Below are 26,044 nucleotides of genomic sequence, written 5' to 3' on the forward strand. Positions count from 1 at the left end.
AATGAAACACCGCCATCGCGAGCAGGCTCGCTCCCACACTGATTCGAAGCAAAAAAAAGGGGAGCACATGCCCCCCCGAGGTTTAAAGCGTGTATCGAGGCTGTTAACTCAGCCTTCGATCTCGATCAGGATTTCGCCCGGGTTCACCCGGTCGCCCTTGGCCACGTGGATGGCGGTGACCTTACCGGCGATGGCAGCCTGGACTTCGGTTTCCATCTTCATCGCTTCGGTGATCAGGACAGCCTGGCCAGCCTTGACGGTGTCGCCTTCCTTGACCAGGACGTCGACGATGTTGCCCGGCATGGTGGTGCTGACGTGGCCCGGTGCAGTGGCTTGCTTGCGCTTGCTGCTGCCGCCGCTGACGAATTCGTTGAGCGGTTCGAACACCACTTCTTCCGGCATGCCGTCGATGGACAGGTAGAAGTGACGCTTGCCTTCAGCCTTGACGCCGACACCGGTGATGTCGACGCGGTAGGTTTCGCCGTGGACGTCGATGACGAACTCGGTCGGTACGCCTTCACCACCGGCCGAGGCGACGCCACCGGCTTCTGGAATCGGCAACAGCACTTCCGGCGTCAGGGTGCCCGCAGCGCGCTCTTCGAGGAACTTGCGGCCGATGTCCGGGAACATGGCGAAGGTCAGCACGTCTTCCTCAGACTTGGCCACGGCGCCGATGTCGGCACGCAGCTTGGCCATTTCCGGCTTGAGCAAGTCGGCCGGGCGAACGTCGATGACTTCTTCGCTGCCGATGGCCTGGCGACGCAGTTGTTCGTTCACGGTGCCCGGCGCCTTGCCGTAGCCACCTTGCAGGTACAGCTTCACTTCGTTGGTGATGGTCTTGTAGCGCTCGCCGGCCAGTACGTTGAAGAACGCTTGGGTGCCGACGATCTGCGAGGTCGGGGTCACCAGCGGCGGGAAGCCGAGGTCTTCGCGAACGCGCGGGATTTCCGCCAGCACTTCGCTCATGCGATTCAGGGCGCCCTGCTCTTTCAACTGGTTGGCCAGGTTGGAAATCATCCCGCCCGGAACCTGGTTGACTTGAACGCGAGTGTCGACGGCGGTGAATTCGCTTTCGAACTGGTGGTACTTCTTGCGCACGGCGTAGAAATACAGACCGATCTCTTGCAACAGTTCCAGGTTCAGACCGGTATCGAATTCGGTGCCTTTAAGAGCAGCAACCATCGATTCGGTACCTGGGTGGCTGGTGCCCGAGGCGAAGCTGGAGATCGCGGTGTCGATGTGGTCGGCGCCGTTTTCGATTGCCTTGAGTTGGCACATCGTGGCCAGGCCAGCGGTATCGTGCGAGTGAATGAACACTGGCAGCGACTGTTCGGCTTTCAACGCCCGAACCAGTTCGCCGGTGGCGTAAGGAGTCAGCAGACCGGCCATGTCCTTGATCGCCACCGAGTCGCAGCCCATGGCTTCCATCTGCTTGGCTTGTGCCACGAACGCGTCGATGGTGTGCACCGGGCTGGTGGTGTAGGCGATGGTGCCCTGGGCATGTTTGCCCGCCGCTTTCACCGCTTCGATGGCCACGCGCAGGTTACGCACGTCGTTCATCGCGTCGAAGATACGGAACACGTCGATGCCGTTGACCGCAGCCTTGGCGACGAAGGCTCTGACCACATCGTCGCTGTAGTGGCGGTAGCCCAGCAGGTTCTGGCCACGCAGGAGCATCTGCAGACGGGTGTTAGGCAGCGCGGCGCGCAGTTGGCGCAGACGCTCCCACGGGTCTTCTTTCAGAAAGCGTACGCAGGCGTCGAACGTCGCGCCGCCCCAGCATTCAAGCGACCAGTAGCCGACTTTGTCGAGCTTGTCGCAGATCGGCAGCATGTCTTCGGTGCGCATGCGGGTGGCGAGCAGCGATTGGTGGGCGTCGCGCAGGATCGTGTCGGTAACGTGGATTTTCTTGCTCATTGTTCTATTCCTCACAGGCCTGCGTGGGCGGCGATGGCGGCGGCGATGGCCAGGGCCAGCTCTTCGGGTTTGCGCTTGATCGAGTAGTTGGTCAGTTCAGGGTGGCTTTCAACGAAGCTGGTGTTGAACTGGCCGCTACGGAATTCCGGGTTACGCAGGATTTCCTGGTAGTACGCGGCGGTGGTCTTGACCCCTTGCAGACGCATGTCGTCCAGGGCTCGCAACCCACGATCCATCGCCTCTTCCCAGGTCAGCGCCCAGACCACCAGTTTCAGGCACATGGAGTCGTAGAACGGTGGAATGGTGTAGCCGGTGTAGATCGCCGTGTCGGTACGTACGCCGGGGCCGCCGGGTGCGTAGTAACGGGTGATCTTGCCGAAGCTTGGCAGGAAGTTGTTTTTCGGGTCTTCGGCGTTGATCCGGAATTGCAGGGCGAAACCACGGTGATGGATGTCTTCCTGTTTCACCGAAAGCGGCAGGCCGGACGCGATGCGAATCTGCTCGCGAACAATGTCGATGCCGGTGATTTCTTCGGTGATGGTGTGTTCCACCTGCACCCGGGTGTTCATCTCCATGAAGTACACCTCGCCCTCGGCGAGCAGGAACTCCACGGTACCGGCGTTCTCGTAACCCACGGCCTTGGCTGCACGCACCGACAGGTCGCCGATGTAGGCGCGCTGTTCCGGGGTCAGTTGCGGGCTCGGAGCGATTTCGATGAGCTTCTGGTTGCGGCGCTGGATCGAGCAGTCACGCTCGAACAGATGCACCACGTTGCCAAAGCTGTCGCCGAGAATCTGCGCTTCGATGTGCTTCGGGTTGACGATGCATTTTTCCAGGAACACTTCCGCGGAACCGAACGCCTTGGTGGCTTCGGAGATAACGCGAGGGAAAGCTTGTTCGAGTTCTTCGCGGCTGTTGCAGCGACGGATACCGCGACCGCCACCACCGGAGGTGGCCTTGAGCATGACCGGGTAACCGATACGGTCGCCTTCGGTCAGGGCTTCTTCGATGCCCGCGACGTTGCCTTCGGTGCCCGGGGTAACCGGCACGCCAGCCTTGATCATGCTGCGGCGCGCTTCGGTTTTGTCGCCCATGCGGCGAATGACTTCAGCCGATGGACCGATGAATTTGATCCCGCGTTCGGCGCAGATGTCTGCCAGTTCGGCATTTTCCGACAGGAAGCCGTAACCAGGGTGCAACGCATCGCAACCGGTTTCCACCGCCAGGTTCACCAGCTTGCGCGGGTTCAGGTAACCGGCCAGTGGCTCGGCGCCAATGCTGTGGGCCTCGTCGGCACGTTTCACGTGCAGGGCATGACGGTCGGCGTCGGAATAGATCGCGACCGAGCGAATGCCCATTTCGGCGCAGGCACGCACGATTCGTACGGCAATCTCACCACGGTTGGCGATCAGGATCTTTGTTATCACTTGGAGTTTCCCTTGAGCCGGTGGTACCCACGACCTGCTAGACCAGGTCGACGCGTGACCAAATGTTTCAATTTGGTCGCGGCTCAACACTAGCGCTCACAAGGAATTAACAAAAATGAATAATTATTGGGTCATGCATAAGTAAAGACTTATAGTTGATGCATCAGCCTACGGCGGGAGCGTCTAGATAATGCGTAAGTCATTGATGCGTATGACATTGCGTCAATTGCAGATTTTTAACGAAGTCTGTGATTTGCGCTCCTACAGCCGTGCAGCCGACGAAATGTCACTCACCCAACCCGCCGTCAGCCTACAGATTCGTCAGCTAGAAGAGCTGATTGGTCAGCCATTGTTCGATTACGTCGGCAAAAAGCTTTACATGACGGAAGCCGCTGAAGCGTTACAGCGCGCCAGTCGCGACATTTTCGGGCGCCTGGAAAACCTCGATATGCAGCTGTCGGACATGCAAGGGTCGTTGCAGGGCCAACTGAAACTGGCGGTGGAATCCAGCGCCAAGTATTTCGTACCGCACCTGTTCGCTGCCTTCAAGCGCCAGCATCCGGAAGTGAACCTGCAACTGACGGTAGTCAATCGCGGGCAAGTGATTCGACGCCTGTCAGATAACCGCGATGACTTGGTGATCATGTCCATGGTGCCGCAGGACATGGGGCTGGAATTCCTGCCGTTTCTCAACAACCCGATCGTCGCGGTCGCCCCGCCGAATCATCCGCTGTGCCACATGGGACCGCTGCGCTTGCAGGATCTTGAACCTTATACGTTGCTGCTGCGCGAACCCGGCTCCGGGACGCGCATGGCGTGCGAGGAATATTTCAAAGAGAAGCGCGTGCACTTCAACCAGACCCAGGAAGTCTCGTCAGCCGAAGCCCAGCGAGAGTGCGTGCTGGCAGGACTGGGCGTGGCGCTGTTGACGCGCCACGCCCTGAACCTTGAATTGGCGACCGGCGGACTGATCGAGCTACCGGTCGAAGAGCTGCCGCTGTTCCGCAGTTGGTGCCTGGTGCAAGCCAAGGCTAAACGGCTGTCACCGGTGGCTCACGCATTCCTTGCGTTTGTGCGCAGCGAACGGGTGCAGATCAGCGCCCTGGTTGAGCGTTTCGACGGGAAATCACGGGAGATGCCTGCCAGAAGTTGAGTTCCAACTCGTCAGGAAAATCGCCAATTTCTGCCAGAAGCTGACGACGCTCGCAGCGATCTTCAATGGCGCGGCGGAATTCCATGCGGCGCTGATCTTCTTGCTGACGACGGGTTTTGACAGCGCTGTTGCGTTCTTCGTAGGGCATGGCCATTTCGAGTCTCCCAAGGCGAGTACGGGAGCTTCAAGATAGGCGCGGGGGATGACGGTTTGGCGGCTCAAGCATTACAGACTGATGAAAGTTTTGTTGGCGGCAAGCATACCTGTGGCGAGGGAGCTTGCTCCCGCTGGACTGCGCAGCAGGCCCATTTTTTGGGGCCGCTACGCGCCCCAGCGGGAGCAAGCTCCCTCCCCACAGAGTCCGTGCCAATCCTGGGATCAATCGTCCAGCGCTTTCACCGACTTGGGCGACAACCGCAAGCTGCGAAGGCTACGCTTGACGCTCTTGAGGTGGTTGACCAGGCTCGGCCCGCGCGCCATGGCCACACCCATCGCCAACACGTCGATCACCACCAGGTGAGCGATACGCGATGTCAGTGGCGTATAGATCTCGGTGTCTTCGTGCACATCGATCGCCAGATTGACAGTCGACAGTTCCGCTAACGGTGTCTGGCTAGGGCACAGGGTAATCAGCGAGGCACCGCTTTCGCGCACCAGGTTCGCGGTGATCAGCAGATCCTTGGAGCGCCCGGACTGGGAAATACAGATCGCCACATCACTCGGCTTCAAGGTGACTGCCGACATCGCCTGCATGTGCGGATCGGAATACGCCGCAGCGGTCAGCAGCAAACGGAAGAACTTGTGCTGTGCGTCCGCCGCGACCGCACCCGAAGCGCCAAAACCGTAGAACTCGACACGCTGGGCCTGGGACATCAGCGACACCGCTCGCTGCAACTCCACCGGATCGAGCTTCTCGCGAACCTCCATCAGGGTGTGCAGGGTGGTGTCGAAGATTTTCAGGCTGTAGTCGGCGACCGAATCATCCTCATGGATCGCAAACTGGCCGAAGCTGGCGCCGGCCGCGAGGCTCTGGGCCAGCTTCAGCTTGAGGTCCTGGAACCCGGAACAACCGATGGCGCGGCAAAAGCGCACGATGGTCGGCTCGCTGATGCCCACGCTATGGGCCAGGTCGGCCATGGAACTGTGCATCACCGCCGCCGGGTCAAGCAGCACATGATCGGCGACCTTGAGCTCCGACTTGCGTAACAGGTGACGTGACTGGGCGATGTGTTGCAGCAGATTCAAAGGGCTGGACTCTTTGTTATTGGCAAATGCCGGGGATGTAGCACGCTTGTAGTTATACTACATGAATCGGCTTTTTGCCTGCTCAATGCGTTACCGAATCCCTCGATTTCAGGTGCCCGCACCGCATGTAGCACTCGTTTTCATCTCTCTAGCGGGCCACCTTTACACGCCCTTCAATAGTCTTTTTGCTAATTAACTGCGTTATTCATATCAAACGCCATTAATTAAACTCCAGCAAAAACGTACAAAGCCTTACAACTAAATCAAAAATAACCCACCCACCCAACAACCAAGTTAGTTATAGTTGTCTCCGCAGGAAGCAATAAATATTAATTACAGGAGTTACACATTTATGAGCATTAAAACCAAAGACTGGACCGCACAAATCGATCGCATGCCGGGAGCCCCATCGTTCCGTACCTACGGCACTGTAACCGTTGCCCACACTGGTATCACACCGAAGCTGGAAATGACCGCACTGCAAGACAAGTCCTTTGACCTGCGCCTGGAACTCAAACTGGAAATCTCCAATGAAGTTTCTCTGCAAGTCGAAAATGACAAGTTTGTTGAATACAAAGTACCGGGCAATTCCAATGTTACCGGCGTCAGCATTTTCTACGAAGACAAGTTGTTGCACCATATTGATAAAGTACTGATTACCAACTAAGCACTTATATCGCTTCCGGCAATTCAGGCGTCCCGCAGACTCAGCTGCTGAGGAACGGGACGCCTCCTTCTCGGCCAGCGGCCTGCGCGTGAAGCAAGCCGGCCATGGTATCAGCCTCTACGGGACGGCTGACCAGATAACCCTGTACCTCATCGCAGCGCTCGGCTTTCAGGAATTCAAGCTGCTCCGGCCGCTCCACCCCTTCCGCCACGACCCTCAACGACAAGCCGTGAGCCATGGCAATGATTGCCCGGGTAATCGCCGCGTCTTCACTGCCCTCCCCCAAGCCACGAATGAACGCCTGATCAATCTTCACGTAATCCACCGGAATGCGCTTGAGATAGCTCAACGATGAATAGCCAGTGCCAAAATCGTCGATTGCCAGTTTCACCCCCAGATCACGCAACTGTTGGAACGTCGCGATAATGTGTTCGACGCTGTCCAGCAACTGGCTTTCCGTGAGTTCAAGCTCCAGGTAGTGCGGCGCCAAGCCGGTTTCTTCCAACACCTGTCGCACCAGACTGACCAGCTTGCCCTGGCGCAATTGATGTACCGATAAGTTAACCGACACCCGAATCGGCTCAAGCCCCTGGCGCTGCCACTCGCAGGCTTGCCAGCAGGCCTGGCGCAACACAAACTCGCCGATCGGGCCAATCAAACCGGTTTCCTCTGCCAGACCGATGAAGTCTCCCGGCGGCACGCGGCCCATGGTCGGATGATCCCAACGCACCAACGCCTCGGCGGCATTCAGCTTGCCCGTGGCGAGGCACAGTTTCGGTTGGTAGAACACCTTCAACTGCTTCTCTTCAATGGCTTTTCGTAGCTGGTTTTCCAGCTGCAAACGCTCCAGCGTGCTGGCTTGCAGGCTGTCGGTGTAGAACTGAAAATTGTCGCCACCCAGATGCTTGGCGTGTTGCATGGCCATGTTCGACTGGCTGACCAACGCGGAGATTTCCCGTGCGTTGTCCGGCAACAGACTGATGCCCATGGATGCGCTGACCACCAGTTCATGCCCCTCGACAGTCACTGGCAAACGCAATTTGGCGGCCAGTCGCGTTGCCACCCGTGCCAGGCTCGAAAGGTTGCCGTAGGAATTGAACAGCACGGCAAATTCGTCGCCGGACAATCGCGCAATGGTGTCAGCCTCCGGCAACGCGTTGATTAGCCGACGAGCCATTTTCTGCAATAGATGATCGGCGACTTCGTGACCCAGACTATCGTTGAGCTGTTTGAATCGATCCAGATTAATGTGCAGCAACGCCAGGCTGCGATAGCCGCCCTGGCGCACACGCTGATGCGCTTCGTTGAGTCGTTCGCGGAACATCGAGCGGTTGGCCAGGCCCGTGAGCTCGTCGTAATGGGTCAGGTAGCGCATGCGCTCCTCGGACTCACGGCGGGCCGAAAGATCGGCGAAGAAGCCGACAATGTGGCTCACTTTCCCCCGCGTATCGCGCACCGCACTTAGCTGTAGCCATTGCGGGTACATCTCGCCATTCTTGCGAGTTTCCACCAGCTCCCCCTGCCAACTGCCATGCTGCTCCAGCGCCTGATGAATCGCTCCGTAGTGCCGGCGGGCATCGCGACTGCACGGCAGCTCGACCACATTGCGTCCCAGCATGTCCTCGATTTCGTAGCCGGTTACGCGGCTGAACGCCTGGTTAGCCGCGATCAGGGCGTAATTCGGATCGAAAATCACGATGCCCTCGCTGGCCGCCTCGAACACGGTGGCCGCCAGTTGCTGCTGCTCTTCCAGCGCTTTGCTGACGCTGATGTCGCGGCGAGTGCCGACCATACGGGTCACCCGACCGTTTTCGGCGCGCTCGACGGCTCGCCCGCGGTCCTCGATCCACACCCAATGGCCGTTGCCATGGCGCACGCGGTACTCAACCTGGTAATCCTCGGTACGCCCCTTCAAATGATCGACCAGCGCCCTTCTCAATGCCGGAAGATCTTCGGGATGCAGGCGTGGCTTGAGATGCCGGAGCATCGCCGTGACGAATTCCGGCTCCAGGCCGAACAGTTCCTGAACCAACGTGTGATGGACTTCATCGGTTTGCAGATTCCAGTCCCACAGCCCCAGTTCACTGGCCTTCAACGCCAGCGCCAGACGCGCCTCACTTTTGCTCAGCGCCTGGTTGGCGGCATCCAGCTCCAGGCTGCGCTGGGCGACACGGTTTTCCAGATCGACCTGGATTTCACGCAATTCGTCCTCGGCACGCCGACGCTGCTCGACTTCCTCTGCCAGTTTCTGATTGAGCTGGTCACTGCGGTTCTGCGCTTGCTGCAAATGTTCGATCAGTGATTGATTCTGGAAGCGTCGCATCAAGCCCCTATCAATCAGCCGATTGACCTGCCAGGCAACAACACTCAACGCACCCAGCAAAATCAGGCCGAACCAGCCCCAGCCCTGCTGTTGTTCGTCACCGCCCCAGAACATATAAGCAATGGCTGGCAACAGGCACGGCAAGGTAAATGACAGGAATGCCGGCAGGCTGACTGCATAGGCCACGCTGGCCGAAAGGGCCGCTGCGCCGATCAGGCCGAAGACCCAGGCTTGCTGGATGAAATTGTCGGCAGGAACCAACGCGATGCCAGCGCCGGCCAGGGTCAAACCGGTGAGACCGGAACCCAGCAAAAACATGCGCCGCCAGATCGGATGGGCCTGACGGTTGGGAATCGCCGAGTCGAAGGCCGCTACCTGGATCACCCGCAACGCCACCAGCGACAACAACCACACCAGCCAAACGGTGACCAGGAAGTATCGCTGCGGACTCCAGAGCAATCCGGCGCAGACAAGACCATTGATCAACATGAACAGGGTGGGCAGCAAAGAGCCCTGATAAAGCAGGCGCGTGCGTTCAACCGCCATTTCCATGGCGTATTGTTTACGGATAACCCGGGGCTCCACAGTAGGGCCCGACAGGTCGGAGCTGAGGGTCATAGGCAATGTTCTTGTTCTTATAATGATGAGCATGGGCCCGAAACGTCGACGGAGCATACACAAGCAAATGCCCGGACCAAACTGCTCCCGGTCAAAAAACAGACAAAAATTTTAACCACCCGGCCCGGCGCCAAACCCGCCGGACGAGCCCCACCAATGCTTGCAGCCGATGACTGACCGGTCGTCCCTCGCGTATCTTTCATCGGCTAATGCAAAGCGATGTTTGCCCGGTGTGACGCGGCCCCCTAGAATGCCCCGATGCGCGATGATCTCTCCCTTCTGCTGAACTCCCTCAACGATGCCCAACGCCAGGCTGTAGCTGCCGCCGTGGGTCGTCAGTTGGTCCTGGCCGGTGCTGGTTCCGGTAAAACCCGAGTGCTGGTGCACCGTATCGCCTGGTTGATCCAGGTCGAAAACGCCTCGCCCCACTCCATCCTGTCGGTGACCTTCACCAATAAGGCTGCCGCCGAGATGCGCCATCGCATCGAGCAGCTGATGGGTATCAACCCGGCCGGCATGTGGGTCGGCACCTTCCACGGCCTGGCGCACCGCTTGCTGCGGGCGCACTGGCAGGAGGCGGGCCTGAGCCAGACTTTCCAGATTCTCGACAGCGACGACCAGCAACGGCTGGTCAAGCGGGTGATCCGCGAGCTCGGTCTGGACGAGCAACGCTGGCCGGCCCGTCAGGCCCAGTGGTTCATCAACGGGCAGAAAGACGAAGGTCTGCGCCCGCAACACATTCAAGCCAGCGGCGATCTGTTTCTGGCGACCATGCGCAGCATCTATGAAGCCTACGAGGCCGCGTGCCTGCGCGCCGGCGTGATCGACTTCTCTGAACTGCTACTACGCGCCCTCGACCTATGGCGCGATCACCCGGGCCTGCTGGCGCATTATCAAAAGCGCTTCCGGCACATTCTGGTGGACGAGTTCCAGGACACCAACGCCGTGCAGTACGCCTGGTTGCGTCTGCTAGCCAAGGGCGGCGACAGCCTGATGGTGGTCGGCGATGACGATCAGTCGATCTACGGCTGGCGTGGCGCGAAGATCGAAAACATCTATCAGTATTCCGAAGACTTCCCGGACGCCGAAACCATTCGCCTGGAGCAAAACTATCGCTCCACTGCCGGCATCCTGAAGGCCGCCAACGCCTTGATCGCCAATAACACCGGACGTCTGGGCAAAGAGCTGTGGACCGATGGCGGCGACGGTGAAGCGATCAACCTGTATGCCGCGTTCAACGAACATGATGAAGCTCGCTACGTTGTCGAAACCATCGAAAGCGCGCTGAAAACCGGCCTGGCTCGCAGCGATATCGCGATTCTGTACCGCTCCAACGCCCAATCGCGGGTTTTGGAAGAAGCCTTGCTGCGCGAGCGCATCCCGTACCGCATCTATGGCGGTCAGCGCTTCTTCGAGCGGGCGGAAATCAAAAACGCCATGGCCTACCTGCGTTTGCTCGAAGGCCGTGGCAACGATGCCGCGCTGGAACGGGTGATCAACGTGCCGGCCCGTGGCATCGGCGAGAAAACCGTCGAAGCGATCCGCGACCATGCGCGCCACAGCGATGTGTCGATGTGGGAAGCAATGCGCCAACTGGTGGCCAACAAGGGCCTCACCGGTCGCGCGGCCAGCGCCCTTGGCGCGTTTGTCGAGCTGATCGAAAACCTCGCCGCCAAGTGCATGGAGATGCCGCTGCACCTGATGACCCAGACTGTCATCGAGCAGTCGGGACTGATCGCCTACCACGAAGCAGAAAAAGGCGAGAAAGGTCAGGCACGGGTAGAAAACCTTGAGGAATTGGTCAGTGCCGCGCGCAACTTCGAAAACAGCGAAGAAGACGAGGACCTGACGCCACTGGCCGCGTTCCTCGGCCACGCCTCGCTGGAGGCCGGGGATACCCAGGCCGATGAGCACGAAGACAGCGTTCAGTTGATGACCCTGCACAGCGCCAAGGGCCTGGAATTCCCCTACGTGTTCCTGGTGGGCATGGAAGAAGGCCTGTTCCCGCACAAGATGAGCCTGGAAGAACCCGGCCGTCTTGAGGAAGAGCGCCGTCTCGCTTATGTCGGCATCACCCGCGCCATGCAGAACCTGGTGATGACCTATGCAGAAACCCGACGCCTGTACGGCAGCGAGACCTACAACAAGGTTTCGCGTTTCGTACGCGAAGTGCCGAAAGGCCTGATTCAGGAAGTGCGGCTCTCCAACAGCGTCAGCCGTCCGTTCGGTGGTAATCAGTCGATGAGCGGCGGCAGCCTGTTCAGCGGCAGCGAGATTCCGCAAACCGAATTCAGTCTCGGCCAGGCCGTACGGCATTCGGTGTTCGGTGATGGCGTGATTCTGAACTTCGAAGGCGCTGGAGCACAGGCGCGGGTACAGGTGAATTTCAGCGAAGGCAGCAAATGGTTGATGCTGGGTTACGCCAAGCTGGAAGCGATCTAAAGGCTGAAAAGATCGCAGGCTCCTACAGTTTTCACATTCCCCTGTAGGAGCTGCCGAAGGCTGCGATCTTTTCCCTGAGTCCACTGCGGGTTCAAATGAGGCGCGATAACCATGGGCTCAGGCTTCTTTTCTTCCTGGACTTTCTGGGCTTTGTTGTCTGCTGTATTCGCGGCGATGACCGCGATCTTCGCTAAGATCGGCGTTGAAAACGTCAATTCCGACTTCGCCACGCTACTGCGCACCGTGGTGGTCCTGGTCAGCCTGGCCTTGATTTTGTACGCCACGGACCAATATCAGTCCTTAGGATCGATCTCTGCCAGAAGCTACCTGTTTCTGTTGTTGTCGGGCCTCGCCACCGGGGCGTCTTGGATTTGCTATTTCCGAGCACTAAAAGTCGGACCGGCTTCGCTGGTCGCTCCAGTGGACAAACTCAGCGTTGTGCTGGTGGCCGTGCTGGGTGTGGTCCTGCTGGGCGAGAAGCTCGACCTGCGCCAATGGGGCGGAATCGGTCTGATCACGGCCGGGGTGATCCTGTTGGCGCTACGACGCTAAGCATCTCTCCTACAGAACTTATCCACTCATCCTACAGACCAAAGTTAACAAGCCTTAATGCGCTGACTACAGCTGAATGCAACCTGTCAGGCAAAAGCCCGAAACACTCTGCCGCTAGCCAGTAACACTTCAGCTGTGCAACATGGCGCGCGTGCCTTCCACAAATGGGAATTCCCTATATGAAACGTTTTCTTAGCATCGCCATGGCGTTGTGCATCGGCCTGACGATGAGTCTCGACGTCAATGCCGCCAAGCGCTTCGGTGGTGGCAAAAGCGCCGGCGCTGCGCCGACTCACCAAACCAGCCAGATGGCTCCTTCTTCTCCAGGCATGGGCGGCGCTGCGGCGACCGCTGGTGCTGCCGGTGCCGCTGGCGCCGCCGCCAAGGCCGGCGGTGCTTCGCGCTGGCTCGGCCCTCTGGCCGGCATCGCCGCCGGTGGCTTGCTGGCGTCCATGTTCATGGGCGATGGCTTCCAGGGCATGCAGATCTTCGACATCCTGATCATGGCGGTCATCGCCTTCCTGGTCTTCCGTTTCATTGCCGCCCGTCGCCGCAAGCAGCAAGAGCAGTACGCTCCAGCTGGCCACGCGCCGATGCAGCGTGAAGCGTTCGAGCACAAGCCTGCCGGCGGTTCGATCTTCGGCGGTTCGGCTGCTCCTGTTGCCGCTCGTCCGGTAATCAATGCTCCGGCCTGGTTCAATGAAAAGAACTTCATCGAAGCGGCCCGCAACCACTTCCAGTCCCTGCAGCAATACTGGGACGCCAACGAAATGGACAAGATCGCCGAGTTCGTGACCCCGCAGATGCTGGAGTTCCTGAAGCGCGAACGTGCCGACCTGGGCGACGGCTTCCAGTCCACCTACATCGATAACCTCGTTGTGCAACTGGACGGTGTGGATGATCGCGCCGACAAGACCATCGCCACCCTGACCTTTAGCGGCCTGTCGAAAACCTCGCGTTTCGACCAGGGCGAAGTGTTCAGCGAAAGCTGGAACATGGAACGTCCGCAGGGCGAAAACCAGCCTTGGCTGGTGGCTGGTATCCGCCAGAACGGCTGATCACCCTCCGCGATTCACTTGCTGTAATAAAAACCCCGGCCTCTGCCGGGGTTTTCTATTTCGCGGTTGCATCTATAGCGAGCTACTGTATAAACCGCCCCATATAAACCGCGCCATACAAGCAAGAGGATCCCGGACGTGGAAGAAATCATCGAACAACTGCGTGAAGCCAACGAACCGGTACCGGTCCCCTTGGAGCTGCCTGACGAAGACATGCTGGTGGAAATCGAGGAACAACTGTTCATCGACATTCCGTTCGTCTTCAGAGAATTTCTGCTGACTGTCAGCGATGTGGTCTACGGCAGCCTGGAACCCGTGACCGTCACCGACCCGCAGTCTCACACTTACCTGCCGGACGTTGCCGCCAATGCCTGGGATGCTGGTGTTGATCGCAGCCTGATCCCGATCTGCCAGGACGGTGATGATTACTACTGCGTCGAAGAAGACGGCACCGTGGTGCTTTGGCAGGCCGAAGAAGAGCTGATCGCCGAAGAAACCTGGGAGTCTGTGTGGCATTGGGCGCGGGACGTCTGGCTGGAAAGCTGAGTCCGCTGACGCCCCTTTGGGTTAATGCCCCGGCGAATCCTTGTGGTTGTCCAGGGTATCCAGCAAAGCCACCTGCATCCGCGTGTGAACGCGGATAAACCAACGCCACAGTAGCGCCGCCACGGCGGCAGCCACCACGACGATCAGTACCAGCAACTTGTTGGTCGGCAGAATACTGGCCGACAAGGCGGCCAACAGCAGGAAAATCACCAGCAGCGAGAGGATCGGGATCACTTCCGAGATCACCCGCCGCACTCGCTGCGTGTGGCGGCCGGCCATCTCCGGCTTCACACCCATTTCCGCCAGCAACATCGACAGCGCCTTGAGCTTGCGATACGCGGCGATCAGGAATGGCAGCGACAACAAAAGAGCCCCGCCCCAAATCAACGCTTTCTGCCAGCTCGGGTCGCTGATCCAGCCTTGCAGGTGAGTGGACATGCGTTCGGCGAAGTAAGCGCCCGCAAAAAAGATCGCGATCACCAGCGCCAGATTGACGCCCACCTGCAGCAAAATTCGTCGAATCATCGAGGCCAGCAACGCGCCCTCGCCCTGCGGCTGGATGCTGCGCAGCCATTCGCCATACATGCCCAACACCCGACCCAACCGCTGCGGCATCACGGCGGCAAGCTTGATCGACAGAGGGTCTGCGGCGCGAATCAGGTACGGCGTCAGCAACGTGGTGATCACTGAAACGGCCACGGCCACCGGATAAAGGAAGTTACTGGTGACCTGCAGGGTCATGCCCAGCGCAGCGATGATGAAAGAAAATTCGCCAATCTGTGAAAGCCCCATACCGACGCGCAGTGAGGTGCGTCCATCATTGCCGGCGATAAAAGCCCCCAGGCCGCAGGACAACATCTTGCCCAGCACCACGGCCACGGTGATCACCGCGATCGGCCAGGCGTATTGCAGCAGGATCATCGGGTCAAGCATCAACCCGATGGCGACGAAGAAAATCGCACTGAACAAATCGCGAACCGGTTCGATCAAGCGCTCGATCTTCAGCAACTGTCGGGATTCGGCCATGATCGCGCCAATCAAAAACGCGCCGAGCACCATGCTGTATTCGAGTTTGACCACCAGCAAACAGAAGCCGAAACACAGGCCCAGCACGGTGATCAGCAGCATTTCGTTGCTTTCGAATTTGGCCACGTAGGCCAGCAAGCGCGGTACCAGCAAAATGCCAATGACCAGCGCGACGATCATGAACAGCGAGAGCTTGCCGACGGTGGAAAACACTTCGCCGGAGCTTACTGTGCCGCTGACTGCGATGCTTGATAGCAAGGCAATGATGCCGATGCCCAGGATGTCTTCAACGATCAGCACACCGAAGATCAGCTGCGCAAAACGCTGATTTTTCATCTTCAGATCATTGAGCGCCTTGACGATGATGGTGGTTGAGGAGATCGCCAGGATCGCACCGAGGAACAGCGAATCCATGGTGTTCCAGTCGAACCAACGGCCGATTTCGTAGCCGATCCAGATCATTAGCACGATTTCCAGGAATGCCGCGATAAACGCTGTAGCACCGACTTTGAATAACTTGCGCAGGCTGAACTCCAGCCCGAGGCAGAACATCAGGAAAATCACCCCGAGTTCGGCCAGGGTCTTGATGGTTTCTTCGTCGTGGATCAGACCGAACGGCGGGGTGTGCGGGCCGATGATGAAACCAGCCACGATATAGCCGAGGACCACGGGTTGTTTGAGCCGGTGGAAAAGCACCGTCACCACCCCTGCGACCAACATGATCACTGCCAGATCTTGAATGAAACTGATGGCATGCATGGCGTGGGGCTCCTTGGGTGACATGGCTCAAGCGCCAGACGCGTGAAACGTCCGATCGAGCAGAGTAAAAAATCCGCGCTCCGCGTAGGAATTTGCCCGTTGAGCTGGGCTTTTGCAGGGTAACACCGCGACTTCCGGCAGAAAGGCGGTGCAATATATGGAAACAGATCGATCCGGCGTGACGGCGATCAATCGTCCGGCGTCCCGATAACTGTTGGTTTGAAAAAACCGCGCAGGCACCCGCAGAGGTGCGTCCCTCAAATCCTTGCCTTGATCCGTGAGAACGCTATGGAACCCGGAAACGCCCAACTGTCGATGACGGTATTGATGACCCCCGACATGGCCAACTTCTCTGGCAATGTTCACGGTGGCACCCTGCTCAAATACCTCGACGAAGTCGCCTACGCCTGCGCCAGCCGTTATGCCGGCCGCTACGTGGTGACCCTGTCGGTGGACCAGGTGATTTTCCGTGAGCCGATCCATGTCGGCGAACTGGTGACCTTCCTTGCTTCGGTCAACTACACCGGCAACACCTCCATGGAGGTGGGTATCAAGGTGGTGACCGAAAATATCCGCGAGCGCTCGGTGCGCCACACCAACAGCTGCTTCTTTACGATGGTTGCCGTGGATGATCAGCGCAAACCTGCCGTCGTACCGCCATTGCAACCGCAGAACAGCGAAGACAAGCGCCGTTTCATGCAAGCGCAGCAGCGTCGTCAGATTCGTCAGGAACTGGAAAAGCGCTATCAGGAAATCAAGGGCGACGCATAAAGCAAAAGATCGCAGCCTGCGGCAGTTCCTACAGGAATAGCCTCAGGCTGCGATCTGTTTGTCGTGACCGGATTACAAACTGATAGGCATTGCTTCGAACCGCACCCGCGGATGGGCAATCCGGTCTTGCGCCCGCACCAGTTCCAGCTCGTAGCTGGCGCAGGCCTGAGTTTCCAACAACACCTCATGCACCGCCGATGCGGCGAACTCGAAAGCGGCCACCAGACTATCGCCCAATAACACGCGAGCCAGGAACAACCCGGACGTCAGATCGCCCACGCCTACCGGCTGACGCGGAAACGCCAGCAGCGGACGTTGCAGAAGCCAGCTGCCTTCGGCCGTCACCAGCAGCATCTCAAAGACGTCCGGCGTTTTGCCGGGATAATCCAGGTGCTTGACGAGTATCGCTTTCGGACCACGCGCCAGCAGCGCTCGCGCCATCGCCAGGCAATCGAATAGCGACTGCGGCTTGCGCCCCGAGAAGCTGTCGAGTTCCAGTTGATTCGGGCACATGAAATCCGCCACGGCAGCTGCCTCTTCCAGCAGAAAATCGCTGACTTCCGCCGGCACGCTGCAGCCCTTCTCCGGATGCCCCATCACCGGGTCACAGAGGTACAGCGCCTTGGGATTCATCGACTTGATCCGCGCCACGCCGGTCAGGATTGCCCGGCCCTGGGCAGCGCTACCCAGATAGCCGGACAGAACTGCATCGCAATTGCCCAATTCGCCAATCGCCGCAATGCCTTCCACCAGATCCGGAATCTGGTGGGGTGCGAGCACATCTCCAGCCCATTGGCCGTACTGGGTATGGTTGGAGAACTGTACGGTATTGAGCGGCCAGACATTCACTCCAACCCGCTGCATCGGGAAAACCGCGGCACTGTTGCCGGCGTGACCGAAGACTACGTGGGACTGGATAGCGAGCAGATGGGGCGTACGTTTCATGCGGTGTGTTATCCGTAAAACGATTGAAATTCGAGCCACGCAGTATGCGACTAAACGCAGCCTGTACGACAGACCGGCGACGCAGTTAAGCTGACACTATCTTGTTGGAGCACCCTGTTGATGCTGACCCTTGGAAACATTTTCGTGCTGATGCTGCTCGCCACCGGTGGCGCGTGGCTTTGGCACAACCACGGCTTGCGCGAACGTGCACTGGAGCGGGTCAAGCAACATTGCAGCAAGCTCGGGATCGAGTTGCTGGATGGCAACGTGGCATTGAAAAAAATTGCCTTGATCAAAGATGCCAATGGCCGGCGGCGTCTGGCCCGTGTGTATAACTTTGAATTCACCGTGACCGGCGAAACCCGTCACAACGGCACCATTACTCAGTTTGGCGCCCATAGTGCGCAGATCGAACTGGCGCCCTACCCGATGCCGTTCGACGACACGCCTGCGGTCGCTGATGTGGAGAAGCCCAGCGCCCAGATCATCGAGTTGAGCCATTGGAGGCAGGAACATACGAAGTGGCGGCCCTGAACTGACAGATCGCAGCCTCTGCAGGAGCTGCCGAAGGCTGCGATCTTTTGATCTTTACCCCAACCGACAGTTAGCCAGATCGGTTTGCAACACTTCAACATCCTGCGGCTCACCGAATATCAGCTCAATTCGCGAATCCCGCCGCCATTCGCTGGATTGCCATTGCGGCGCAGAGCTATCCAGCGCATTCGCCGAGACCCAACCCTCGACGCTGTGGATAACCAGTTTAGCCCGCCGCCAGGCCAGGCTTTCCAGCCATCGGCCGACAAGCGCTGCATCGAATGTCTGACTCGGATGCCAACGCCAACCAATGCTCCAGCCGCCCTCCTGTTCCTGACTCAAGCATATCGGCAACGTTGGGTCAGTCCAGATCGCCGGCATCTGCGCCAGTCCTTTGGGTGCAACGAAGCTATCCACACCCGCCACCGCCTGAGATTCCAGCCCGGGCAACTCGATCAATGGCAGCACAGCTTGTTGCGTCCAGTACATCGGGCGCACCGGCAACTGCGCCGTGATGCGCCGGCGATCACCATCGTCGAGACCTTCAGACTTATTCATCAGCAACAACCCGGCACTCTTGAGCGCCTCCTGCTGCGCCTCAGGCAGCGGCTTGCCAGCGGCCAGCGACTGGGCATCCAATACCAGTACGCAAGGCTGAACCCTCAGTACACCTTGCCACGGCGCCTCGCTCAACTGCCTCAGTAATTGCGCCGGATGCCCCAGCCCGGACGGCTCGATAAACAACCGATCCGGCTTTGCCTTGCGCAACAAACGGCCGAGCCCGACCTGAAACGGCGCGCCATTGACGCAACACAAACAGCCGCCGGCCACTTCACCCAGTGCGATACCATCGGCATCCCGGGTCAGCAGTGCAGCGTCGATACCGATCTGGCCGAATTCATTGATCAGCACCGCCCACCGCTCGCCGTCCGGGCGTTGCGCCAGCAGGTGCTTGATCAGGCTGGTCTTGCCGGCGCCCAATGGTCCGGCGATGACGTGGGTTGGAATGTTCTGCAACATGATTGGCGGTTTCTGAGGAGATAAGAATGCGGTGGATGGGATTGTCGTTGCTTCTGGGGCTCGTTTCGAACGAAGCATTCGCCCAAGCCTGCGTAGTACATAGCACAGCTGAAAGATTGGACGTGAAAGTCTGCCAGCAGAATCGCACCATCCCGGAAAAACTGTTCAATGACGGTTTCTGCCAGCCGACACTGGCCGGGCAGAAGGTCGAGGTGCAGTACGTCGACCAGTGCCCCAGCGGTGCGTTCGGCGTGTGCAGCAACGCTCAAGTCGCCAATATGCCTTACCGGCAGGATATTCACTATTACGGTATAGCCACGGACGCGGCGTATTTGAAACCGTTTTGCGAAAGCCAGAGCCAGGGTTCCTGGCTCAAGCCGTGAGCCATTAGCTCGCTTCTTCATACCAAGGGCCGAACGGATCAGGCAGCCCCCTCCAGACTTCCGCGCCCAAGGCCATTTCGTCATCAGTCAGCAGGCAGTCATCGAGCTCTGCGGTCAGTTGCGCGAAGTCGATGTGCTGGCCGATAAACACCAGCTCCTGACGGCAATCGCCGGTAGCCGCCACCCAGTTTTTCATGATGGCGGCGGTGCTTTCTTCGTCCTGCGGCCATTGGTTTTTCGGCACAAAACGCCACCAGCGTCCGGCGAAACCGTAGCGCATCAAACCACCGGCCTGGGACCAACTGCCGGCGTCTTCGTGTTTGTTCGCCAACCAGAAAAACCCTTTGGAACGCAGCAGTTTGCCGTTCTCCCACGACTGATTGATGAAGCTGAAAAAGCGCTGCGGGTGGAAGGGCCGACGCGCACGGTAAGCGCTGGAGGCGATGCCGTATTCTTCGGTTTCCGGTACGTGCTCGCCACGCAGTTCCTGTAACCATCCTGGCGCCTCGGCGGCTTTTTCGAAGTCGAATCGACCGGTGTTAAGGATCCTTTTGAGCGGTACTTCGCCCATCACCATCGGGATTATTTCCGCCTGGGCGTTAAGTCGTTCGAGTATCGCGATCAACTCTTCGCGTTCGCGGCTGCTGATCAAATCGATTTTGCTGATCAGGATGACGTCTGCGAATTCGATCTGCTCGATCAACAGGTCGGTGATCGAGCGCTCGTCCTCTGCTCCCAGGGTTTCGCCGCGGGATGCGAGGCTCTCGGCGGCTTGATAATCGAGCAGGAAGTTCATGCCATCGACCACCGTGACCATGGTGTCGAGCCGGGCGATGTCCGCAAGGCTTTGGCCGTTTTCATCTCGAAAAGTGAAGGTTTCCGCCACTGGCAGCGGCTCGGAAATACCTGTGGATTCGATCAACAAGTAGTCATAGCGACCGTCCCGGGCGAGTTTCGCCACCTCCACCAGCAAGTCTTCGCGCAGCGTGCAGCAGATGCAGCCGTTGCTCATTTCCACGAGTTTTTCTTCTGCACGATTGAGGCTGACATCGCGCTGGACCTCCTCGCCATCAATGTTGATTTCGCTCATGTCGTTGACGATCACAGCGACACGCAGGTTTTCACGGTTGCGCAGCACGTAGTTGAGCAGCGTGCTTTTGCCAGCGCCGAGAAAACCGGAAAGAACGGTAACGGGGAGGCGATTGGGCATCAGGTATTTCCTCATCAGGGATGCCCGGTCGAATCGTCGGGCTTTATTTAGTGTTATGTTATAACCATATTGTTATACCATAACACACCGAATCAACTCCCACGATGGACCTTCTGATGAATGCGCTGACGCTGCCGGATATCGCCACGCAGACCTCACAGCAAACCCTGCCGCTTGAGTGGGTGGGCATGTGCGGTATTGCTCTTCCTGTTTTATTCGATGGCCAACGGCTGAGTGCAAAAGTCGATGCCGGCGTGAGTCTCGATGACGGGAATGCCCGTGGCATTCACATGTCACGGCTTTACTTGGCGCTGGAAATGCTTGAGCAGGAAAACCTGAACCCCGCTCAGTTGCGTCGGGTATTGCAGTGTTTTCTGGAAAGCCATCAAGGCTTGTCCAAAAACGCTTACCTGAAAATAACCACTGATTTGCTGCTCAATAGGTCTGCGTTGGTCAGCCCATTGGCTGGCTGGAAATCCTATCCGGTCTGCATCGAAGCACACTTGAAAAACGCAATGTTCCACGTGGAACTAAAAATCGATGTTGCTTATTCCTCGACGTGCCCCTGTTCCGCAGCGCTATCACGACAGTTGATTCAGCAACAGTTCGTCGATGACTTCGCCAACAGGACACTGCAACACGCCGACATCCTGGCTTGGCTCGGCTCCTCAAAAGGCATCGTCGCAACACCCCACAGTCAACGTAGTACTGCGCAATTACGTTTTCGCCTGAATGACTGTGTGGACGACCTGCCACTCATCGCGCTCATCAACGACGCTGAAGCAGCCCTGGGTACGGCGGTGCAAACCGCTGTGAAACGTGCTGACGAAAAAGCATTCGCCCTGGCCAACGGTCAGAACCTGATGTTCTGCGAAGACGCTGCTCGTCGCTTGAACCTGGCGCTGAAACGCTCGCCCGGCATCAACGGTTTTCACGTACGTGTCGTCCACGGCGAGAGCCTCCACGCCCACGATGCAGTGGCCGAGAGTTACTGGAACTGGAATTGGGAGGCATGAGCATGAATAAAAATTTAAAGAGACCGACACGACAAATGTCTACATGACAGCAGCCAGAGTTTCCCTCTAATGGTTACGCGCTAGTGCATGTGATCGAAGTATCCGAGAACAATAACCATGATCCAGATCACCCTGCCCGATGGTTCATTGCGTGAGTACGATCAGCCGCTGTCCGTGCATGAGGTTGCCGCCAGTATTGGCCACGGGCTGGCCAGTGCAGCGGTAGCGGGTCGGGTGGACGGCAACCTGGTGGATTGCGAGTACATGATTGAGGCGGATGCCCGAGTCAGTATTGTCACGCCGCAAGAGCCTGACGGCCTGGAGATCTTGCGCCGCTCCTGTGCGCTGATGCTGGCGATGGCGGTCAAGCAACTCCATCCACAGGCACAGATGCGCTCCGGCTCGGAACTGGGTGACGGGTTCTTTTACGTGTTTGCGGTTGAACAATCATTGACCCCAGCCGATCTGCCGCTGATCGAAGCGCGTATGCAATCCTTGGCGGCGACCAATCACTCGATCCGGCGCAAGGAAGCGTCATCACCTCCCAAAGAACTGTCGCTTTACCGTCTGGGGGATACCGAATACTTGACCACCGGGCCACATGTTCCCGCCACCAAAGTGTTGCAGGCATTTGCCCTTGATCACATCAGCGGGACCTTGCAACAGCGCATCTACGGTACGTGCTGGTCGAGTCACCAGGAGCTGCAACACTGGCGCCTGCCACCCCATGTGATGGTCGTCAGCATGGATGAGCGGCAGACGACGTATGCGCACGCTGTCACCGAGACTTTACGCCGCAACGGCGTGCGAGCGCTTGCAGACCTGCGCAATGAGAAAGTCCGCTACAAGATTCGCCAGCACAGTCAGACGGTGCCGTATCTGGTGGTGGTTGGGGAGAAAGAAAAGGCCGGCGAGTTTGTCAGTGTGCGCAGTCGTACTGGGGAGGATTTTGGAAGGATGAAGGTTGATGCAGTGTGCGACTGGATGAGATCAACAGGTATTGCCGATGCCTGACCGCCGGCATTGCGAGCAAGCTCGCTCCCACAGGGGTGGTATGTAACCTGAGGGAGCGAGCCTGCTCGCCTAGCTTTTAGGCTCGCGGTTTAACAGTCCCGCAATCCTGCCCCAACCAAACGGCGCGGGTATCGAGGCTACCCTTCTGCTGGATGCCAGTGGCGTTGAAAGTACCGTTGACCTTGGTAGTGAACTCGCGATCACTCAGGAACGTCGCCACCCCCGCACCTTGCGCTTTCGGGCAGCTGAAGCGGAATTTCCACTGGTTGCCGGTACGCTCGGTGATTTCCTGTTTGCAACCCGACTGCGGGTCGGTCAGCGGGATATTGTCGGACTTGACCTGCTCAGGGGTCAGGCACGCCCGAATCCCCTTTCCGCCCATGGTGATGCCCTGTTTTTCCAGTTGTGCGCGTTGTTCAGGGGTCATCTGGCTCTGTATCTGACCAAGGATCAATTGCAGGTCCGGCAGGTTCTGGTCATCGACCTTCATGTTGCTCGAGGTCAATTCCCACAAACCGGGCTGGAGCATCTGCGCCTGAGCAACCACAGGAAGTGCCAAACCCAATGCCATGGCTAAACTCAGCAGACGAACGTTCATCGTGTAACTCCTGATCAGTAGTGGCCGTTAGACGTCGCCGGTCGGCTTCGGTTCATGGGCCAATTAAATAGCGACATTCTGCCCGGAACATGGTCTTTTAAGCATTGAATCTTCAGGAGCAAGGCTGCCCCCATGGATTATTTTGGACCGCACATTTTCGGCTACACCATCGCACTTCTGCACTCACTGGGTATGATCGCAGCGATACATGCCGTGTTGACCGTGCGCACCGCCCAAGGCTCGATCGCCTGGGCCCTGTCGCTGTTCTTCATGCCCTACCTGACGCTCATTCCGTATCTGGTTTTCGGTCGCAGCACCTTCGACGGCTACATCAAGGCCCGACGCCAGGCCAACGAAGAAATGCGCAAGGCAATCTCCGAACTTAACTGGCGGCCATGGGTTGAAGAGGCGCTGACCGCTCGCGCGTCCAATGCTTATGCGTCCTTGCGGGCCATGCCGAAGTTGGGTCGCATGCCGTGCCTGGCCAACAACGAAGTGCAATTGCTGATCAATGGCCAAGCCACTTTCGATGCCATTTTCGACGCTATCCGGCAGGCCAAGGAAGCGGTGCTGGTGCAGTTTTTCATCATTCACGACGATCGCCTCGGCCAACGCCTGCATAAACTGCTGTTGGAGAAAGTCGCCGAAGGCGTGGCGATTTATCTGCTCTACGATCGAATCGGCAGCCATTCCCTGCCCCACAGTTACGTGCAGTCGCTGCGCGATGCCAATGTCCAGGTCAAAGCCTTTGCCACCCGCAGCGGCTGGCTCAACCGCTTCCAGGTCAACTTCCGCAATCACCGTAAAATCGTGGTGGTCGACGGCGTCCTCGGCTTCGTCGGCGGGCATAACGTCGGTGACGAATACATGGGCGAGAAACCGCCCCTGGCGCCTTGGCGCGATACTCATGTACGAGTTCGCGGTCCGGTGGTGGCGTGCATGCAGGAGTCCTTCGCTGAGGACTGGTTCTGGGCAGCCCGCTCATTGCCGCCGCTGATCTTGCCGGAGGTCTACCCGGACGACGGTGTGCTATGCCAATTGCTTGCCAGTGGCCCGGCAGATTCCTACGAGACCTGCTCATTGTTCTTCGTCGAAGCCATCCACGCGGCAACAGAACGGGTATGGATTACCACTCCGTATTTCATTCCCGACGAAGCGGTTCTCGCTGCGCTGCGGCTCGCGGTGCTGCGCGGGGTGGATGTAAGGATTCTTCTACCCTCTCGCCCCGACCACCGAATCGTCTACGCCGCCTCCAGCCTCTATGCCTTCGAAGCGGTGCGCGCTGGCGTGCGGGTGTTCCGCTACGAACCCGGATTTCTGCATCAGAAAGTGGTGCTCATCGACAATGAAATCAGCGCCATTGGCAGCGCCAATATGGACAACCGTTCGTTCCGGTTGAATTTCGAAGTGATGTTGCTGACGGTCGACAGCGCGTTTGCCGCCGAAGTGGCGCAGATGCTCAACAATGACTTCGACCAGGCTCACGAAATTGCCAAGGAAGAAGGCCGGGAGACTGCACGCCTGCAACAGGTGGGCATGCGGGTCGCCCGGCTTATCTCGCCGATTCTTTAAGGCGTATAGATGTCGTCGCGGGTCCATGGCAGTTCATGGCTGCCATCGGCGTGAGCTTTCACCGCGAGAATCTGGTGCAGGTTGATCCAGCCTCTGGCGAACGCGTAAGCACATCCAGCCAGGTAGAGACGCCAGATTCGCAGGGCTTGATTCGGTACCAGTTTGGAAGCGGCGTCGAGGTTGTCCTCCAGGCGTTCGCTCCAGTGATCCAGGGTGCGGGCATAGTGCAGGCGCAAGCTCTCGACATCGACGATCTCAAGCCCTGCTTCGCTGATCTGCGCCGAGATCATCGACAAGTGAGGCAACTCGCCATTGGGGAACACGTACTTCCCGATAAAGTCGCCAGCACCGCGCCCTACCGGACGGCCATCGGTGTATTTGGCGGTGATCCCGTGATTCATCACCAGGCCGCCCTCTTTCACCGCGCCGAACAGGGTTTTGCAGTACTCAGCCAGGTTAGCGTGGCCGACGTGTTCGAACATACCGACGCTGACCACTTTGTCGAAGCGTCCATCCTGAGGGAGGTCGCGGTAGTCGAGTAATTGCAGTTCGACCAAATCCTCTAGGCCCTCCGCTTTCACCCGTTCCCGGGCCAAAGCCAGTTGTTCTTTGCTGAGGGTGATACCGAACACCTTCGCGCCAAACTCACGCGCCGCATAGCGCGACAACCCGCCCCAACCGCAGCCGACATCCAGTAAATACTCGCCCGGTTGCAGGCGCAGCTTGCGACATAAATGGCGGAACTTGGCTTGCTGGGCTTGTTCAAGGCTTTCACTGCCGGTCTCGAAATAAGCGCAGGAATACGCCATGTCACTGTCGAGCCAGAGCTGATAGAACGCGTTGGAAAGGTCGTAGTGGTAGGAAATCGCCTTGGCGTCGGTCTCCTTGTCGTGAACAGTCCGTACAGGCTGATTGTCGTCGTCTTCGTTCAACAACGCCTGACTCCATTCATCGCAGACGCGGATCACGTCGCTGATGGAACCTTCGAGCTCCAATTTGCCTTCGACGAACGCCGCCCCGAGCGCGTCCAGGCTTGGATGGGTGAATTGGGTAACCATTTGTGGGTCCTTGACCACAATCGTGACGCTGGGCGTCGGCCCCAGATTGAATTCATGGCCGTCCCAGAGTCGCAGGCGTAGCGGTAACTGCAGATTCTGTAAGGCCGGTGGAAGTTGCGCGAGCATGGAAAATCCCCCTTGTTTCAGACGTCTGATGAGAGGTTAGACCATCCTTGAAAAATAGCTGGCT

At 58.4% G+C, this 26,044-nt stretch carries 23 protein-coding genes; 12 read left to right on the top strand and 11 right to left on the bottom strand.

All coding sequences use genetic code 11. The features are described from left to right. Positions 1–108: 108 nt before the first annotated feature. Positions 109–1,917, bottom strand: a complete 1,809-nt coding sequence (gene oadA / locus NL64_RS17635) for a sodium-extruding oxaloacetate decarboxylase subunit alpha (RefSeq protein WP_034149356.1) — start codon at positions 1,915–1,917, stop codon at positions 109–111. A gap of 11 nt (positions 1,918–1,928) precedes the next feature. Further along, positions 1,929–3,344, bottom strand: coding sequence for an acetyl-CoA carboxylase biotin carboxylase subunit (locus NL64_RS17640; RefSeq protein WP_034149357.1), 1,416 nt, complete (start codon positions 3,342–3,344; stop codon positions 1,929–1,931). A 190-nt stretch (positions 3,345–3,534) separates the two neighbouring features. Between NL64_RS17640 and NL64_RS17645 the strand changes: the two genes are divergently transcribed. After that, the gene (locus NL64_RS17645; RefSeq protein ID WP_034149358.1) at positions 3,535–4,497 is read left to right on the top strand and encodes a LysR family transcriptional regulator; all 963 of its coding nucleotides are present in this window, start codon (positions 3,535–3,537) and stop codon (positions 4,495–4,497) included. Here the strand turns inward: NL64_RS17645 and NL64_RS29685 are convergent. Beyond that, the gene (locus tag NL64_RS29685; protein WP_080758011.1) at positions 4,439–4,651 is read right to left on the bottom strand and encodes a PA3496 family putative envelope integrity protein; all 213 of its coding nucleotides are present in this window, start codon (positions 4,649–4,651) and stop codon (positions 4,439–4,441) included. The two genes, NL64_RS17645 and NL64_RS29685, sit on opposite strands and share 59 nt — an antisense overlap. A gap of 224 nt (positions 4,652–4,875) precedes the next feature. Then, a complete protein-coding gene (gene hexR, locus NL64_RS17650) occupies positions 4,876–5,742 on the bottom strand; it encodes a transcriptional regulator HexR (RefSeq protein ID WP_007896526.1) in 867 nt (288 codons plus the stop codon). Positions 5,743–6,094: 352 nt separating this feature from the next. Between hexR and NL64_RS17655 the strand changes: the two genes are divergently transcribed. Then, the gene (locus NL64_RS17655; RefSeq protein WP_034149359.1) at positions 6,095–6,409 is read left to right on the top strand and encodes a hypothetical protein; all 315 of its coding nucleotides are present in this window, start codon (positions 6,095–6,097) and stop codon (positions 6,407–6,409) included. Positions 6,410–6,449: 40 nt separating this feature from the next. Here NL64_RS17655 and NL64_RS17660 read toward each other — a convergent pair whose 3' ends face one another. After that, positions 6,450–9,350 (bottom strand): EAL domain-containing protein, encoded by a 2,901-nt coding sequence (locus NL64_RS17660; RefSeq protein WP_034149360.1) that lies wholly within the window; start codon positions 9,348–9,350, stop codon positions 6,450–6,452. A gap of 258 nt (positions 9,351–9,608) precedes the next feature. Between NL64_RS17660 and uvrD the strand changes: the two genes are divergently transcribed. The 4 genes from uvrD (at position 9,609) to NL64_RS17680 (ending at position 13,948) form a co-directional block, all read left to right on the top strand. Next, positions 9,609–11,792, top strand: a complete 2,184-nt coding sequence (gene uvrD, locus NL64_RS17665; protein ID WP_034149361.1) for a DNA helicase II — start codon at positions 9,609–9,611, stop codon at positions 11,790–11,792. Positions 11,793–11,903: 111 nt separating this feature from the next. Continuing rightward, the gene (locus tag NL64_RS17670; RefSeq protein ID WP_034149362.1) at positions 11,904–12,344 is read left to right on the top strand and encodes an EamA family transporter; all 441 of its coding nucleotides are present in this window, start codon (positions 11,904–11,906) and stop codon (positions 12,342–12,344) included. 179 nt (positions 12,345–12,523) lie between these two features. Next, a complete protein-coding gene (locus NL64_RS17675) occupies positions 12,524–13,402 on the top strand; it encodes a Tim44 domain-containing protein (protein ID WP_034149363.1) in 879 nt (292 codons plus the stop codon). Between the two features lie 138 nt (positions 13,403–13,540). Further along, positions 13,541–13,948: an SMI1/KNR4 family protein gene (locus NL64_RS17680; RefSeq protein WP_034149364.1), complete on the top strand. Its 408-nt coding sequence runs from the start codon at positions 13,541–13,543 to the stop codon at positions 13,946–13,948. 21 nt (positions 13,949–13,969) lie between these two features. Here the strand turns inward: NL64_RS17680 and NL64_RS17685 are convergent, their stop codons facing one another. Next, complete coding sequence (locus tag NL64_RS17685) at positions 13,970–15,733, bottom strand: cation:proton antiporter (protein WP_034149365.1); 1,764 nt, start codon at positions 15,731–15,733, stop codon at positions 13,970–13,972. A gap of 288 nt (positions 15,734–16,021) precedes the next feature. On the opposite strand from NL64_RS17685, the gene NL64_RS17690 reads away from it, so the two are divergent. Further along, positions 16,022–16,504, top strand: a complete 483-nt coding sequence (locus tag NL64_RS17690; RefSeq protein WP_034149366.1) for an acyl-CoA thioesterase — start codon at positions 16,022–16,024, stop codon at positions 16,502–16,504. A gap of 72 nt (positions 16,505–16,576) precedes the next feature. On the opposite strand, the gene pdxY is transcribed toward NL64_RS17690, so the two are convergent. After that, positions 16,577–17,449, bottom strand: a complete 873-nt coding sequence (gene pdxY / locus NL64_RS17695; protein ID WP_034149367.1) for a pyridoxal kinase PdxY — start codon at positions 17,447–17,449, stop codon at positions 16,577–16,579. Positions 17,450–17,569: 120 nt separating this feature from the next. Between pdxY and NL64_RS17700 the strand changes: the two genes are divergently transcribed. Continuing rightward, positions 17,570–17,983, top strand: coding sequence for a DUF3301 domain-containing protein (locus NL64_RS17700; RefSeq protein ID WP_034149368.1), 414 nt, complete (start codon positions 17,570–17,572; stop codon positions 17,981–17,983). Positions 17,984–18,037: 54 nt separating this feature from the next. On the opposite strand, the gene NL64_RS17705 is transcribed toward NL64_RS17700, so the two are convergent. Beyond that, positions 18,038–19,003, bottom strand: a complete 966-nt coding sequence (locus NL64_RS17705) for a CobW family GTP-binding protein (protein WP_034149369.1) — start codon at positions 19,001–19,003, stop codon at positions 18,038–18,040. A 26-nt stretch (positions 19,004–19,029) separates the two neighbouring features. Between NL64_RS17705 and NL64_RS17710 the strand changes: the two genes are divergently transcribed. Beyond that, positions 19,030–19,386 (top strand): hypothetical protein, encoded by a 357-nt coding sequence (locus NL64_RS17710; RefSeq protein ID WP_034149370.1) that lies wholly within the window; start codon positions 19,030–19,032, stop codon positions 19,384–19,386. A 4-nt stretch (positions 19,387–19,390) separates the two neighbouring features. On the opposite strand, the gene zigA is transcribed toward NL64_RS17710, so the two are convergent. Then, on the bottom strand, positions 19,391–20,596 hold the full coding sequence (zigA, locus tag NL64_RS17715) for a zinc metallochaperone GTPase ZigA (RefSeq protein WP_034149371.1): 1,206 nt from the start codon (positions 20,594–20,596) through the stop codon (positions 19,391–19,393). Between the two features lie 116 nt (positions 20,597–20,712). Here zigA and folE2 point away from each other — a divergent pair, with 116 nt between their 5' ends. Both folE2 and NL64_RS17725 read left to right on the top strand, forming a co-directional pair. Continuing rightward, positions 20,713–21,612 carry a GTP cyclohydrolase FolE2 gene (gene folE2 / locus NL64_RS17720; protein WP_034149372.1) on the top strand — a complete coding sequence of 300 codons (900 nt, stop codon included), beginning with the start codon at positions 20,713–20,715 and terminating at the stop codon, positions 21,610–21,612. A gap of 117 nt (positions 21,613–21,729) precedes the next feature. Then, positions 21,730–22,626, top strand: a complete 897-nt coding sequence (locus tag NL64_RS17725; RefSeq protein ID WP_034149373.1) for a His/Gly/Thr/Pro-type tRNA ligase C-terminal domain-containing protein — start codon at positions 21,730–21,732, stop codon at positions 22,624–22,626. Between the two features lie 76 nt (positions 22,627–22,702). On the opposite strand, the gene NL64_RS17730 is transcribed toward NL64_RS17725, so the two are convergent. Further along, complete coding sequence (locus tag NL64_RS17730) at positions 22,703–23,224, bottom strand: DUF3617 domain-containing protein (RefSeq protein ID WP_034149374.1); 522 nt, start codon at positions 23,222–23,224, stop codon at positions 22,703–22,705. 132 nt (positions 23,225–23,356) lie between these two features. Here NL64_RS17730 and cls point away from each other — a divergent pair, with 132 nt between their 5' ends. Further along, positions 23,357–24,796, top strand: a complete 1,440-nt coding sequence (gene cls / locus NL64_RS17735; protein WP_034149375.1) for a cardiolipin synthase — start codon at positions 23,357–23,359, stop codon at positions 24,794–24,796. Here the strand turns inward: cls and cfaB are convergent. After that, positions 24,793–25,980: a C17 cyclopropane fatty acid synthase CfaB gene (cfaB, locus tag NL64_RS17740; protein ID WP_034149376.1), complete on the bottom strand. Its 1,188-nt coding sequence runs from the start codon at positions 25,978–25,980 to the stop codon at positions 24,793–24,795. The two genes, cls and cfaB, sit on opposite strands and share 4 nt — an antisense overlap. Between the last annotated feature and the right edge of the window lie 64 nt (positions 25,981–26,044).

Origin of the sequence: Pseudomonas fluorescens, from assembly GCF_000802965.1 — a bacterium.
In the GTDB taxonomy this organism is placed as follows: Bacteria; Pseudomonadota; Gammaproteobacteria; order Pseudomonadales; family Pseudomonadaceae; genus Aquipseudomonas; species Aquipseudomonas fluorescens_A.

Excerpts from the sequence above, each read along its gene's own strand:
- cls (WP_034149375.1), top strand. The coding sequence starts at position 23,357 with ATGGATTATTTTGGACCGCACATTTTCGGCTACACCATCGCACTTCTG.
- NL64_RS17645 (WP_034149358.1), top strand. The coding sequence starts at position 3,535 with ATGCGTAAGTCATTGATGCGTATGACATTGCGTCAATTGCAGATTTTT.
- NL64_RS17685 (WP_034149365.1), bottom strand. The coding sequence starts at position 15,733 with ATGCATGCCATCAGTTTCATTCAAGATCTGGCAGTGATCATGTTGGTC.
- zigA (WP_034149371.1), bottom strand. The coding sequence starts at position 20,596 with ATGCCCAATCGCCTCCCCGTTACCGTTCTTTCCGGTTTTCTCGGCGCT.
- pdxY (WP_034149367.1), bottom strand. The coding sequence starts at position 17,449 with ATGAAACGTACGCCCCATCTGCTCGCTATCCAGTCCCACGTAGTCTTC.
- oadA (WP_034149356.1), bottom strand. The coding sequence starts at position 1,917 with ATGAGCAAGAAAATCCACGTTACCGACACGATCCTGCGCGACGCCCAC.
- NL64_RS17730 (WP_034149374.1), bottom strand. The coding sequence starts at position 23,224 with ATGAACGTTCGTCTGCTGAGTTTAGCCATGGCATTGGGTTTGGCACTT.
- NL64_RS29685 (WP_080758011.1), bottom strand. The coding sequence starts at position 4,651 with ATGGCCATGCCCTACGAAGAACGCAACAGCGCTGTCAAAACCCGTCGT.
- NL64_RS17670 (WP_034149362.1), top strand. The coding sequence starts at position 11,904 with ATGGGCTCAGGCTTCTTTTCTTCCTGGACTTTCTGGGCTTTGTTGTCT.
- NL64_RS17675 (WP_034149363.1), top strand. The coding sequence starts at position 12,524 with ATGAAACGTTTTCTTAGCATCGCCATGGCGTTGTGCATCGGCCTGACG.
- cfaB (WP_034149376.1), bottom strand. The coding sequence starts at position 25,980 with ATGCTCGCGCAACTTCCACCGGCCTTACAGAATCTGCAGTTACCGCTA.
- NL64_RS17690 (WP_034149366.1), top strand. The coding sequence starts at position 16,022 with ATGGAACCCGGAAACGCCCAACTGTCGATGACGGTATTGATGACCCCC.
- NL64_RS17655 (WP_034149359.1), top strand. The coding sequence starts at position 6,095 with ATGAGCATTAAAACCAAAGACTGGACCGCACAAATCGATCGCATGCCG.
- NL64_RS17700 (WP_034149368.1), top strand. The coding sequence starts at position 17,570 with ATGCTGACCCTTGGAAACATTTTCGTGCTGATGCTGCTCGCCACCGGT.
- NL64_RS17660 (WP_034149360.1), bottom strand. The coding sequence starts at position 9,350 with ATGACCCTCAGCTCCGACCTGTCGGGCCCTACTGTGGAGCCCCGGGTT.
- NL64_RS17710 (WP_034149370.1), top strand. The coding sequence starts at position 19,030 with ATGCGGTGGATGGGATTGTCGTTGCTTCTGGGGCTCGTTTCGAACGAA.
- NL64_RS17725 (WP_034149373.1), top strand. The coding sequence starts at position 21,730 with ATGATCCAGATCACCCTGCCCGATGGTTCATTGCGTGAGTACGATCAG.
- NL64_RS17705 (WP_034149369.1), bottom strand. The coding sequence starts at position 19,003 with ATGTTGCAGAACATTCCAACCCACGTCATCGCCGGACCATTGGGCGCC.
- uvrD (WP_034149361.1), top strand. The coding sequence starts at position 9,609 with ATGCGCGATGATCTCTCCCTTCTGCTGAACTCCCTCAACGATGCCCAA.
- folE2 (WP_034149372.1), top strand. The coding sequence starts at position 20,713 with ATGAATGCGCTGACGCTGCCGGATATCGCCACGCAGACCTCACAGCAA.